The sequence below is a fragment of the Cloacibacterium sp. DMC96 genome (assembly GCF_056313765.1).
Genome location: NZ_JBQUZQ010000001.1, coordinates 1,923,240 through 1,936,081, shown reverse-complemented (window position 1 = coordinate 1,936,081; position 12,842 = coordinate 1,923,240). Strand labels below are relative to the sequence as shown.

Annotated in this window: 15 protein-coding genes and 1 tRNA gene; 8 read left to right on the top strand and 8 right to left on the bottom strand. The window is 30.2% G+C overall.

From position 1 onward, the window contains the following. Positions 1 to 740: 740 nt before the first annotated feature. From sucC to ACT53I_RS08800, 3 genes are all read right to left on the bottom strand, one after another. Positions 741 to 1,931: an ADP-forming succinate--CoA ligase subunit beta gene (sucC, locus tag ACT53I_RS08810; RefSeq protein ID WP_476079357.1), complete on the bottom strand. Its 1,191-nt coding sequence runs from the start codon at positions 1,929 to 1,931 to the stop codon at positions 741 to 743. 113 nt (positions 1,932 to 2,044) lie between these two features. Then, the gene (locus ACT53I_RS08805) at positions 2,045 to 2,431 is read right to left on the bottom strand and encodes a DUF423 domain-containing protein (RefSeq protein ID WP_371489032.1); all 387 of its coding nucleotides are present in this window, start codon (positions 2,429 to 2,431) and stop codon (positions 2,045 to 2,047) included. Continuing rightward, positions 2,431 to 3,759: a hydroxymethylglutaryl-CoA reductase, degradative gene (locus ACT53I_RS08800; RefSeq protein WP_476079356.1), complete on the bottom strand. Its 1,329-nt coding sequence runs from the start codon at positions 3,757 to 3,759 to the stop codon at positions 2,431 to 2,433. Before ACT53I_RS08800 ends, ACT53I_RS08805 begins: the two co-directional genes overlap by 1 nt. Before the next feature lie 199 nt (positions 3,760 to 3,958). Between ACT53I_RS08800 and ACT53I_RS08795 the strand changes: the two genes are divergently transcribed. Continuing rightward, positions 3,959 to 4,029: transfer RNA gene (locus ACT53I_RS08795), tRNA-Gln, on the top strand. A 312-nt stretch (positions 4,030 to 4,341) separates the two neighbouring features. Beyond that, positions 4,342 to 4,785 carry a hypothetical protein gene (locus tag ACT53I_RS08790; protein ID WP_476079355.1) on the top strand — a complete coding sequence of 148 codons (444 nt, stop codon included), beginning with the start codon at positions 4,342 to 4,344 and terminating at the stop codon, positions 4,783 to 4,785. Positions 4,786 to 4,875: 90 nt separating this feature from the next. On the opposite strand, the gene ACT53I_RS08785 is transcribed toward ACT53I_RS08790, so the two are convergent. The 5 genes from ACT53I_RS08785 to ACT53I_RS08765 all read right to left on the bottom strand — a co-directional run bounded on the left by ACT53I_RS08785 (position 4,876) and on the right by ACT53I_RS08765 (position 9,903). After that, positions 4,876 to 6,237 (bottom strand): hypothetical protein, encoded by a 1,362-nt coding sequence (locus ACT53I_RS08785; RefSeq protein WP_476079354.1) that lies wholly within the window; start codon positions 6,235 to 6,237, stop codon positions 4,876 to 4,878. Positions 6,238 to 6,330: 93 nt separating this feature from the next. Then, on the bottom strand, positions 6,331 to 6,732 hold the full coding sequence (locus tag ACT53I_RS08780; protein WP_476079353.1) for a hypothetical protein: 402 nt from the start codon (positions 6,730 to 6,732) through the stop codon (positions 6,331 to 6,333). A gap of 14 nt (positions 6,733 to 6,746) precedes the next feature. After that, positions 6,747 to 7,025: a helix-turn-helix transcriptional regulator gene (locus ACT53I_RS08775; protein ID WP_476079352.1), complete on the bottom strand. Its 279-nt coding sequence runs from the start codon at positions 7,023 to 7,025 to the stop codon at positions 6,747 to 6,749. A 95-nt stretch (positions 7,026 to 7,120) separates the two neighbouring features. Further along, positions 7,121 to 8,389: a hypothetical protein gene (locus ACT53I_RS08770; protein WP_476079351.1), complete on the bottom strand. Its 1,269-nt coding sequence runs from the start codon at positions 8,387 to 8,389 to the stop codon at positions 7,121 to 7,123. A 185-nt stretch (positions 8,390 to 8,574) separates the two neighbouring features. Further along, positions 8,575 to 9,903 (bottom strand): tyrosine-type recombinase/integrase, encoded by a 1,329-nt coding sequence (locus tag ACT53I_RS08765; RefSeq protein WP_476079350.1) that lies wholly within the window; start codon positions 9,901 to 9,903, stop codon positions 8,575 to 8,577. A 353-nt stretch (positions 9,904 to 10,256) separates the two neighbouring features. On the opposite strand from ACT53I_RS08765, the gene ACT53I_RS08760 reads away from it, so the two are divergent. The 6 genes from ACT53I_RS08760 (at position 10,257) to ACT53I_RS08735 (ending at position 12,842) form a co-directional block, all read left to right on the top strand. After that, complete coding sequence (locus ACT53I_RS08760) at positions 10,257 to 10,418, top strand: hypothetical protein (RefSeq protein WP_476079349.1); 162 nt, start codon at positions 10,257 to 10,259, stop codon at positions 10,416 to 10,418. 18 nt (positions 10,419 to 10,436) lie between these two features. Continuing rightward, on the top strand, positions 10,437 to 10,697 hold the full coding sequence (locus ACT53I_RS08755; RefSeq protein WP_104794437.1) for a hypothetical protein: 261 nt from the start codon (positions 10,437 to 10,439) through the stop codon (positions 10,695 to 10,697). Positions 10,698 to 10,709: 12 nt separating this feature from the next. Next, positions 10,710 to 10,967: a hypothetical protein gene (locus ACT53I_RS08750; RefSeq protein ID WP_069797254.1), complete on the top strand. Its 258-nt coding sequence runs from the start codon at positions 10,710 to 10,712 to the stop codon at positions 10,965 to 10,967. Between the two features lie 113 nt (positions 10,968 to 11,080). After that, entirely contained in the window at positions 11,081 to 11,644 is a 564-nt protein-coding gene (locus ACT53I_RS08745) for a hypothetical protein (protein ID WP_476079348.1), read from the top strand. Between the two features lie 176 nt (positions 11,645 to 11,820). After that, a complete protein-coding gene (locus ACT53I_RS08740) occupies positions 11,821 to 12,378 on the top strand; it encodes a helix-turn-helix domain-containing protein (protein ID WP_476079347.1) in 558 nt (185 codons plus the stop codon). A 17-nt stretch (positions 12,379 to 12,395) separates the two neighbouring features. Beyond that, positions 12,396 to 12,842, top strand: coding sequence for a response regulator (locus tag ACT53I_RS08735; protein ID WP_371463546.1), 447 nt, complete (start codon positions 12,396 to 12,398; stop codon positions 12,840 to 12,842).

Here is a 12,842-nt window from a genome sequence, read left to right as displayed (position 1 = left end):
AACGCGGGAGAGTAGGTCGCCGCCAGTTTTTATTTTGAAATCCTCATCATGTAAATGATGAGGATTTTTTGTTTTATGACTATGATAAATAATTTCAATAATATTTTATGAAATTGTACTAAAAGTTCATTCATTGTTTTTAGTATTTTTATTATTCTAAATCTATTTATCCTAGCAAAATGAGTATTTTGAAATTATTTTCTGGTTTAATTTTATGTTTTCTTATCATATCTTGTGTTAATTGTGAAAGATCTAGAAATTATATTTTAGAAGATGAATGTAATTTGGTTGTAATAATTCCACCGTCGGATTACTCTAATTTATTCAAAACCAAAGGGTATGTTCCAGTTACTAAAGAAACTAAGATTTATTAGGATGGTAATAGATGGCTAGATTTTTATAAAAAAGAGATTGAAGAGGGCGATACCATTGTTAAAAAGAAAGTAGAGTTAATATTTTACATCCATAAGAAAGATACTATAATTGCTCACGAATGCGTTTGGTATGATGGAGATGGAAAACATACTTATGTGAAGTAATTGTTCTTATTTTCTGGTCATTCTGCAATAGGGATAGTAGTGGAAATCCTTTTTTTGCTCGGTATAGCATTGGCAAAAAAAGATTGTAACGGATAGCCCGACCCGAATATGCGTTGGGTCTTGCTTTGGAATGAGGGATTGCCCAAAAAAAATCCGTCCTAAAATAGAACGGATTTGATTATTTGAAGTAAGTTTGTTTTATTATGCTAAAACTTCCGATACTTTGTTTGCAGCTTCTTCTAGTGTGATTGCTGAGTGAATTGGTAAACCAGCATCGTCAATCAATTGCTTCGCTTCTACAGCGTTTGTACCTTGAAGACGTACAATTAAAGGAACTGGAAGGCTTCCCATAGCTTTGTAAGCGTCTACTACACCTTGTGCAACTCTGTCGCAACGTACAATTCCTCCGAAAATGTTAATAAGGATTGCTTTTACATTTGGATCTCTTAGGATAATTCCGAAAGCAGTTTGTACTCTTTGTGCATCTGCAGTACCACCTACATCTAAGAAGTTTGCAGGATTACCACCAGAAAGTTTGATGATATCCATCGTAGCCATTGCAAGACCAGCACCGTTTACCATACAAGCTACGTTACCGTCTAATTTAACGAAATTAAGACCAGCTTCGCCAGCTTCTACATCCATTGGATCTTCTTCTCTAGTATCTCTTAATACTGCTAAATCTTTGTGACGGAATAGTGAGTTGTCATCTAAAGTTACTTTAGCATCTACAGCTACAATTTTATTGTCTGAAGTTTTAAGAACTGGGTTGATTTCAAATAAAGAAGCGTCAATTCCTACATAAGCTTTGTAAAGTGCATCAATGAATTTTACGAATTCTTTGAAAGATTCACCTGATAAACCTAAGTTGAAAGCAATTTTTCTCGCTTGGAAACCTTGTAATCCTAAAGTTGGGTCTATTACTTCTTTGTGAATTAAATGAGGAGTAACTTCTGCTACGTGTTCGATATCCATACCACCTTCTGTAGAATAAACTACAGTATTTTTACCTAAAGCTCTATCTAAAAGAATAGAAACATAGAATTCTTTAGTTTCGGTTTCTCCAGGATAATATACATCTTCTGCAACCAAAACAGAGTTTACCAATTTACCTTCTGCTGAAGTTTGAGGGGTAACTAATCTCATCCCGATGATCGTCTGAGCATTTTCTTTTAGTTTATCATAATTTGGTGAGAATTTTACACCACCACCTTTACCTCTACCACCAGCGTGAACTTGAGCTTTTACTACCCAACCTTCGCTTCCGGTTAATTCTTTTAATTTATCAGCTGCTTCTACAGCTTCCTCTACGTTGTTTGCTACAAAACCACGTTGGATTCTAACGCCGTAAGAAGCTAAAATCTCTTTTGATTGATACTCGTGAAGATTCATAATATTTCTAAAATTTTTATTTAAAAGTTAGTTTTCACAAAAATATAAAAAAAGAGGCAAGTAGAAAGGAAAACCCATCAAGTTTTTTGCCTAATTTTTAATGATAATTTATTTTAAAACTTAGTCTTGGCGAAAACATAGATTAATAAAGCCCAACCTAAAATCATAAACAAACCACCAATTGGAGTGATAGGTCCTAAAAATTTAAGATTCGTCTTTAAAACGTCTTGAAAACTCAAGAAATAAATGCTCACTGAGAATAGAAACGTTCCCAAAATAATGAACCAAGCGGTAGTTTTTTCTATTCCTGTTTCAAATTTTAAGAAAAATCCTATGAGGAGAAGGAGTAAAGCATGATACATTTGGTATTTTACACCGGTTTCAAAACTGGTCAATCTTTCTACAGAAAGAACTTTCTTTAAAGCATGCGCACCGAATGCTCCTAAAATTACAGAAGTTAATCCGTACACTGCGCCGATGATTAAGGTAATGGTTTTCATTATTTATTTCTAAGTTTATTTAATTCTGAAATCACTTCGTGGTGACTTACTGTTTTGTCTTTAAAATAGTTGACAAAATATTGTTTTTCCTCTTCTGTAGCGCCAAATTGATTTAAAATATTGAACAAATGCATTTTCATATGTCCTTTTTGGATTCCTGTAGTTACCAAAGAACGAAGAGCAGCAAAATTTTGTGCTAAACCAGAAACCGCCAAAATACTCATCAATTCTTGAGCTGATGGTTTTCCAAGTAATGCTAAAGAAAATTTCACTAAAGGATGAAGATTGGTTAAACCACCAACTACACCAACAGAAATTGGTAAATCTATCCAAAATCTGAAAACTCCGTTGTCTGTAGTACAATGCGTAAGAGATTTGTATTTGCCATCTTTGCTTGCATAAGCATGCGCACAAGCTTCTGTAGCACGGAAATCATTTCCTGTAGCGATTACTACAGCATCTATACCGTTCATCACACCTTTATTGTGTGTAGTTGCTCTATATGGTTCTATTTCTGCGATGGTAACGGCTTGTTTAAATTTCCAAGCGAATTCTTCGTTAGAAATTCCGCTATCATCTTTTAAATCATCTATTTTACAAGAAACTTCTGCTCTTACGATACAATCTGGAGTGAAGTTAGACAGAATATTCATCACAATCTGAAGTGAGTTTTTCTCATCTTCTGAGAAAGCATCAGATTGAGCTACTTCGTCTTTTAAAGTTTTCCCGAACTGTTCCAGACAAGAATTGATAAAATTAGCACCCATAGAATCTACCGTATTGAAACTAGCTTTCAGTTGATAATAATCGGCTAATTCCGAAGTTTTATCTATGAGTTTAATATCTAAAATTCCGCCACCACGCTTTCTCATGTTTGCGGTAATGTCTTCTGTAGCTTCAAAGAGTTTTTTCTTTAAAGTAAAATTGAAAAAATGCAATAATTTATGCGCTTCTACTTTAAAGATAAAGTGTGTGTGTCCTAATTTCTCGGTATTAATAATCGTGGTTTTGAAACCGCCTCTTTCTAACCAGAATTTTGCAGATTTAGACGCTGCCGCAACTACAGAACTTTCTTCTACAGCCATTGGTAAAGCCATCAATTTTCCATCAATGAGGAAATTGGGTGCAATTCCGTAAGGCATGTAAAAATTGGTAATGGTGTTTTCTGAGAATTCTTCGTGGAGTTTTTGTAAGTCTGGATTATCGTTCCAATATTGCTGAAGAATCTGTTGGTATTCTTGGTTTCCTTGTAAATATTCGTTTATTAACCAATCAATTTTGTGTTGTTTCGAAAGTTTAGAAAAGCCTTCAATTGGTTTATGATTCATAGAATTGTTTTTTTACTTTTCAAAGATACAAAATTTGAAGAAGAAGACTAGAGTAGTGTTTTTACAAATAAACTATGAGAGAAAGTGATAAAAAAAACAGTTTGAAATTCAAGTAAATAGAGATTTTTTGTAATTTTTTTTGTTTTAGCTATTGCAAATAGAAAAATTTGTATTAAATTTGCACCACCAAAAACGGTATAGACTCATGGTGTAACGGTAGCACTACGGTTTTTGGTACCGTCTGTCGGGGTTCGAATCCCTGTGAGTCTACAAAATACCACTTAACCATCTGATTTTCAGGTGGTTTTTTTATTTTTATGCAAACATCTTGCAAACATCTCTAAATTTTAACATATTTTACCCTTTTTTAGGGTGTATGATTCGTAAGATTTTATAACTACTGATTTTAAAAACTTCTTTGGTATCTATCGCGCGCGCGTATTGTTTACTTTTTTCTATTTGTTTTAAAAACGACGTAGTTAATAAAAAACGTGTGTTATCTATTATGCGCGTACAATGTTCATAATTATAGAAATTAAGTTAAAAAAATTCTTATTTTTGTTTTAATTAAAAAATAATACCATGAAAAAAATAACTTTCTTTTTAATATTCATTTTTTCTATAATGAATGCGCAAGTTTCTGAAAAAATAACGCTACCTTCTTTTTATGACTCTCAATTGGCGCGAATGAGTTGTAATAATAGTATTGAGGATATAAACAGAGAATTGGGTGATATTAAAGTAAGTTTAGTTGAGGCAGATGAAAATTCTAAACTTTATGAGGTTAAATGGCTTCTTGATGATAGTAAACTAAGAAATAAGTTAGAAATGAGAATTTATTTTAATGATACTTATATACTCATTAATACTTATAATTATACTTATGAGCATCAAAAAATTATAAAGGGGAAAAAAGTTTATCAAATTATAGAATATGATGAAGTAACTAAATCTAAAATGGATAAACTTACAGATGATATTGTTAGTGTTTTAATTAGACTTATTAAAACTGATATTTGGGATTAATTTATAAATATTACACGCGTGTTAGATACTTGAATTTAAAATAAAACTTCTGTGTTATCTATTACGCGCGTTAGATAGTCAGATATTATTTTAAAAATTAAATTGTAATTGATTTACACTATAATTTCGCTCTATAAACTTGTTTCTATTATGTATTAAATTGGTTCTTTGGTTTCTGATATTGTGCGCTATGTAGTAAATCTGCTCTTTTATATTCAATTCTCTTTTGTCAGGTGTTAAGTATTTATTTTGTATTCTTATAAATGTTTTAATATCGTTTTGATAATACCACAATAAACCAGTATTGCATAAATAAACGCTCCCTTTTCTTTGCATTGAAATATTTAAACCAGTTTCTAAACAATATTTTTTTGTTGTTACCTCATCGTGTTCTATTACGCGCGTTAGATAGGGAGATATTTTATTTATTTCTGTTTTATTTTGTGCATTTTCACAGTTTATAGTATTCGGGGGTGTTTCTTTTCTTTTTGAAACTTGTTTATTTATGGTGTTTTTCTGTGGTGAATTTGCACAATTTAATAACTGATAACATTTATCAATAATTTGTAGTTTTATTTGGTGGTGCAGATTGTTTTTACCTTTTAGAATTTCGTAATATTTTCTTTTATTATCTGCAAATGTATTGCGTGATTTATTAGCTATTAAATCGCTCCAAAAATCAATCTTTTGTGCCTGTTTTATAAATTCTACCTCATCAGGATTTAACGCGCTAAAATCAGGGTTAAAATTGATTAATAGAATGTTTTGCCATTCGTTAATTAGTACCTCTGCTAAACGTGGGTAAATTTCAAGTTTTATCAAGTTTTCGGCGGTGGTAATTCCTAATTTTAAATCTTGTATTGCACGGTGTTTTTTTGCTCTAATTTCAAAACGAAACGTGTTTTTATCTATTTCATATTCTGGGAATTCCTGAAATTGTAAACCTTTGGCGTATGCCTTAATTTCTTTATATCTTGTATCTTGGTGCTCTCTCTCTTTAAAAAATGGTTTGTCTTGAATGTCATAAACTTTAAAAGGTGTTTTTTTAGAGTAAGATAAACCGTTAATTAAATCTTTAATATCAGTTTCGGGAATGATATTTAAACCAAACTCTAAATTAACTACTTTTAATTCGTTGTATTCGCTCGGTTCTATCTGTAAATAGGTAAATATTTCTTTTAATGATTTAATGCAATTTTCGGGCGTTAAATCGTTACCATTGTGTAAATATTTGTTTGTGTGATAGTGCGGACTTATGCAAATTTCTACGTGGTGAAATTCATTTGTATTTTTTATTTTCTTAAAATTCATTTGCAAACTTTTCTTTACGTCTCTATGAAATATAGAATAGTAATAGTTTGTAAGTGGTGTGCATTTTACAAAATCAGGGTGTGAAAAAAGTCTTTTAATTATCTGCTGATTTGAAACAGTAAGTTTTATAAAATCTAACATAATTTAATATCTTTGTAGTGTCAATAGGTTGTCTATTGTCAAGGTTTGAACGCCAAAAGGGAATGCGGTTTGCACTCCCTTTTTTTGTGGACTCTAAAAATTTTGAATGATTATTATTACTATTCGTTTTCGTTCAGTTGCATTGTGCGGATAGAATTGTTTGCACACTCTTATTTCGATTATTTCGGTTTCAGGTGTGTATCTGATAATGCACAAAGATTTAATGCCATTAATAGGTAAATCCGAATAATAGAAATTAGGAGTTTCTGTTGGTCTTAAACCTGTAATGGTACATTTAGCCCAATTAGAATTATTTCTAATTCTTAATAGGTTATTTGCGCCTGTAATAGAGTTGTAACCATTGTTTTTTTCTAATCTGATGAGGTCGGGCAAAATAGGTAGTTCTGCGGACTGTAATTTGTATTGTTTGAAAGTCTTTTTTTCAATGTCAAATACAAAAGATAGTTTGTAATTGTTAGGAATGAACGTTTTCATAATGCAATAATTTTTTAATCGTTAATAACCATTGCGTTTTCTATCTCGTCCAGTCTGTAATAAACACGCGCTCCCAAACGGTAACTTTTTAAAATGTTTCGTTTTCGGTATTCGTGTAAAGTTGGTTTGGTAATTCCAAAACGTTTGCAAACCTCATCTGCGGATAGGTAGCGTTTTGGCTCGTTGTCTTGAATTGTTTTTAGAAGTTCTGATAATAGAGATTTTTTTACTGTTTCTGTTATCTCTCTAATTAAATCGTTCGGATTAGTTCCGATAAACTGTATTGTTTGCATATTTAAAATATTTAAATTTTATGGTGCAAACATAAAGAGCGGTTATTACTCGTTTATTTCCGTAATATTCCTTTTTTATTCTATTTTATTCTATTTTATTTCTGTTTGAATTCTTGGGAGAGTTTTTTAATTGAAATTTGATGTTTTTCGTTTTCGCCTTTTATCTCTCTATTATCATATTCAAATCCATATAGTTCGTATATAAGTTGTTTGTATTGTAATTGAGGCACTGGGTTTATGTTATGAAAGAAATAATATATTTGATTAAATTTTGTTAAATCAGTAAAATTTATCCTTTTTCCTTTGAAATTTTCTGCAAAATATTTAAGTAAATCTAATTTTTCTAAATCATAATCAAAAACAATTTTTGCTAAATCAGTAATTTTATCAGAGTTTGTTTTGTCTTTGATGTTTTCTGTGGTATTTTGTTTTTCGTCAATGAATGGTGCTACTGCGCATATACCTCTCGGTATATTATTAGTATTGAGGAAATAGTTTATATCGTGGCAGTATTTATCTAAATCAATATTAAAAGTGAAACAGACAAACTCAAACTCACCAAAACAACAATCAAATAAGTTGGCGCAATGTCTTAATATTTTATTATTTAATGTGTCTTCATTTTGTTCATAGACTTCTGAATTATATTTCCAAAAGGTATTTAAAATTTGCAGTTTGGTTAAGTAAAGATGTAGTTCTGAATTTTTATTTTCATTATTACTGAAATTCTCAAAACATTCTTTTTCAAAATCATCTGTAAAACTTTCAATGTCTAAATCTAAAATTTCAGGGTTTAAAATTTCACTGTCTGTTTTCTTTGCTATATCACAAAGTTTTAATAGAAATTCATATTTATTTTTTATTGTAGAAATTTCATTAGTTATTTGTGTACTTTGAGTTTCTTTTTTTATCCTTTCGTTTATTGCTCTTTTGTATTCCAAAAATACTTTGTACCCGATTTTATTTTTCACATAAATTAGCCCTCCGTTTTCGGGTTGAAATACTCTAAACTCTAACAAATCTCTAATCGGGCGCAAAAGTAAATCTGGTCGTTTTCTTATAAAATACTCCATTAATGTTTCATTTTCATTTCTCGTAGCATCATGCATATAATCTAATTTCACAAGATTTGTTAAACTGACAATTTCTTCACTTGTTGAGTTTCTTTTATAATCGTTTTTTCCTGTAAATGATATGACATTAAAAAATAAATCATCTATTTCTTCAGGAAGTAATGTTTTGTAATCAATTTCTATCGTGTTTATTAAATCTAATGTAAACTTTGTTAAGAAATTAATTTTTTCTTTTTCAGTCGTTAATTGACTAAATTTTTCTTTTTCAAAATCTATTTTTTTAAATTCCATAATTTAAGGTTTGAACAGTTTTTGTAAAATTACATACTTTGATAATACGCTCTTAAATTCAATTCAATATTATTTATTTGCTCCTGTAAATAATAGATTTTAAATATTAAAAATAGTCCTATTGTAATTAAAATAATTAGCAAAATAATGATAATGTTTAATTGTTTTTTCATGGTGATATTTTTTTAATTAGCTGTTTTAGTGTTTTGTTGAGGTTCTGCGGTCTCGGTTTCTTTTTGCTGTTTCCAGTAATCTAACATTTGCATTGATAAGTCGTTAAAATCTTTACCAATATAGTTTAAAAATTCTTTCTCGGTTTTATGCCCTGTGATTGCCATAATTATTGGCGTTGGAATTTTGGCGTAATTATGAGTTGCAAAAGAACGTCTACAAACGTGTGAGGATATTATTTCGTGTATTGGGTATTTATCGTAATCATATCGTTTTGTTTCCTCATTCCATTTTTTACCGTATTCTAAACGGTCTACACTTGCCTGTTTTGTGATTACGCGTAAATACTTATTAAAAAATGTTTTTGCGCTCTCTAAATTGTCTGAAAACTTCGGGGGAAAGTCGCCGTTTCTTTTATCTAAAATCTTTTTAACCTCATCATGCAAAGGAATTAACACAGGGGTTTTAGTCTTTCTTTGTGTTAAATTAACAAATAAATTTCCGTCAATAGTGGTTATTTGTTCTTTGTTCATTTGCAGTAAATCAGAGGCTCTTTGCCCTGTGTAAAAACCAATTAATAACCAATCTTTCGCGGTCTCTAAATTCTTATTTAAGAATATAGTATTTTGAATTTGTTTTAGTTCGGGTTCTGTAATGTAAACCGTTGGTGTATTATCTGTGTAGCCCTCTATTTCTGAAAGGGTGTTATTTGTTTCAATTCCTAAACTTGCAGATTGTGTAATAAACGTTTTAGGGAATTTTATGTAACGCCCTATTGTGATTTTAGAGAGTCCCTCGTTTTCTAAATACTTTTCAAACCTATTAGATAATTCCACGCCATAATCAGAAACTTTTATTTTTCGGTTTTCACTTTTTATAAATTCCTGTAATTTATTAATCAGTGTTTCGTGTTTCTTTATTGTGTTTGGCGTTATCTTTTTACCTCTGTATTTTCTGAAAGGTAATATTTCTGTTTTATAGTGTTCTAAATAAACATCTAAATAATCTAATTTCTCTATTCTACGCCCTCCAGAATAAAACGCCTCTAATACCTCATCTAACCAAACGCCGTTAATTATTTCGTGGTCTTTACGGTCTTTGTACTGTTTTAAAACATAGCTCTCAATATCAGAAAGTTTCTGTTTTAGGGTTTGCAAATCGTTTAATAATTCTTTTGTTCCGCTCTGAATGTTTTTAGGTTCGCCTTTTTTAGTGTTCCAGTGTTCGGGGTTTATTGTTTCGCGTGTTTTTCTTTGATAGAATTGTCCGCGCCCAATAGAGAAATAACAGTAAATAGGTGCGTTTTCTTTTTTAGAATTAAGTCTAAATTTTAAGGTTGCCATAATATTGAAAGTTTGAACTATTCAAATTTACAACTTTGCAAACATCTTGCAAACATTTTGCAAACCTATTTTAAATTTATTTAACTCTATTTAATTTCTGAAATATTGAATAATTAAATAAAATACTGATTAATAGTGTTTTATGTTTTATTGCAAAAACATTGATGAGGTGGTCTGATTTAACGTAAATATGCGTTTATACTCCCTGTGAGTCTACACTTATAAAGAAGCCTTCTGATTTTTCAGGAGGTTTTTTTGTTTCTAAAAATTCTATAAAATTCCCAAAAAATTCTATAATGCACTGCTAATGTTATTGTTGAATCTTTGCAATGTAAACATCAAAGATTAAGAAAATGACAACGATAATACATAGTGCAACTACTTCTGGATACAAAATAGTGCATTCTATTTTACAAAATGAATATGTTCAATTATCTGCACAATACTTAACTGCAGATTTTATTATCATGGCATTAGTCATCGAATCTAAGAAAATTATACATAAAATTATCTAACACCAAAAAAACGAAACTATGAATAATTTAAAACACATAGAAGATTATTTTATAAAGCTTCATAGAAGTTTTGGTATTTCTGAATTGTCTTACCAGAACAGAAGATTAGAATTAGACGAAAGCAATATGAAACTTTTGGTTTTCGCGTCTGAAGCTTTTGATGAGGAATTCGAAAATCTCGTAGATCATTGCTCTATGATTTATGATGAATTACAAAAGGGCTTTTCTTTAAAAATAAGAAAAGATGTGAACAATAATTATTTAGTTAACGTAATTTAAAATTTGAAAGTCATGAACATTTTATTATTAATACTCGCAGCCATTTTTATTGGATATTCTATAGAAACCTTCCATGAAAGTAGAACTAAACTGAATATTGTAAAAGTAATCTTATTCTCTTTTTTAGTAGCATTTCTTGCTAGTGGAATAAGCGCTTATGTTTTAGATAAAAATCTATTTACAGATTTATTTGATGGAACACTTCTCTTCAGCGGAATTGTAACTTCTATAATTACAACTTATTTTTTAAAATCTATCGTAAGTGAATAAAAATAAAATTCTGTAACAGTTTCAGAAAATCATATAAAACAAAAGATTTCAGTTCTATGCAACTTTGCAATAACATAAAACAACATAAAACTTAACACAAAAAATTTAAAATTATGAAAAACGTAAAAAGAGCTATTTTAGGAATAGGAATTTTATCAGCAGGTTTATTAAGCGCACAAAGTGCCGAAATGACAAACATGCTAAAAATTGGAGGAAATGTAGGAATAGCTGCTCCATCTACCAATGCTTCTGCAAATTTAGGTTTAGATGTTGCTTATCAACATTTGGTAACTCCAGGATTTGGACTAGGGATTGCTACAGGTTATAACCATTTCTTCGGGAAAGATAACGATGAAATCGAAAATAATGATTTCGGTGTAGTTCCAGTTGCTGGTTTAATCAGAGTTTATCCAAAACAAACAGGATTTTATTTCGGTACAGATTTAGGTTATGCTTTTATCACAGGTGATGAAAACGTAGCAGCTAATGCTCCTGTTGCAAGACCTGATGGTGGTTTTTATCTAAAACCAGAATTAGGATGGCATAACAGACATTGGAATGTAGCATTACAATATACCAAAGTATTCACAGGTTCTAAAGGAGACTTGCCAGGACAAGATTTTAATGCAGCTTCTCTAGGTTTAGGTGTTGCTTATAACATTCCTTTAGGTGAATAATTTCATCCACAAAAACTAACAGTTAAAAAAGTAGTTTTCTCTTCATATAGTTTATTATTTAGTTAACTCTCACAAGTACGGATTATTTTGTTATTTGTGAGAGTTTTTTAAGATTTTAGACAAAAACAATGAGAGCTTACTTTTTTTACTAACTTTATAAACTAAATAATAACACAATGAAAATATTTACAAAATTTGACTATAACGCAGTTTGTAAAAAAGTATTAGAAGAAAAATTAGGCCAATTAGGTGCTAAATATAGAGTAGTAGCTTTTGGTGAAGTAGAATTTTTAGAAAAAATTCCTGCCGAAAAGATGAAAGAATTCCGTGCAGAATTAGAAGAGTACGGCATTACCATTATCGAAAATCAAAAGACCGTTTTGATTGAAAAAATTAAAGAAGCAATCTTAGAAATGGTTCATTCTGAAGAGCCTATTAATGTAAAAGCTTCTGTTTATCTTACCGATAAACTTAATCACAGTTATGGTTATCTATCCAATTTATTTTCAGAAGTTACGTTTAGTTCTATAGAAAACTACATTATGATGCAGAAAATAGAACATGCCAAAAATTTAATCATTAAAGATAATCTTACTTTAACCGAAGTCGCTTATCGATTAAATTACAGCAGTGTAGCACATTTAAGTACACAGTTCAAAAATATTACAGGAATTACACCATCTCAGTTCCAGAGAATTATTACCAAACGTAGAGAAATTGCAAACAAAAAATAAATCTAAATAAGAAAACTATGCAAACAGATTACATTCACATCATCTTAGCAGATGACGACGAAGATGACAGATTATTCTTCACCGATGCTTTTTCTGAACTGAAAATCAATACCAAAGTTCATACCTATAATGATGGGGTAGAACTCATGAATTATCTTAATTCAGACGAAGCGGTTTTACCACAAGTACTTTTCCTAGACTTGAATATGCCTAAAAAGAATGGGATAGAATGTCTCCACGAAATAAAATCCAATAAAAAATTTGATGATATTGCCATTGCCATTTATTCTACCTCTTCTTCAGAAGAGCATATAGAAGAAACTTTCGTAAGTGGAGCGAATATTTACATCAAAAAACCAAATGATTTTGATACACTTAAAAAAGTTTTATCAGATGTAGTGGCTATTAATTGGCAATACCATACTTCTGGTCTTAATAAAGATAATTTTTTACTGAGAATGTAA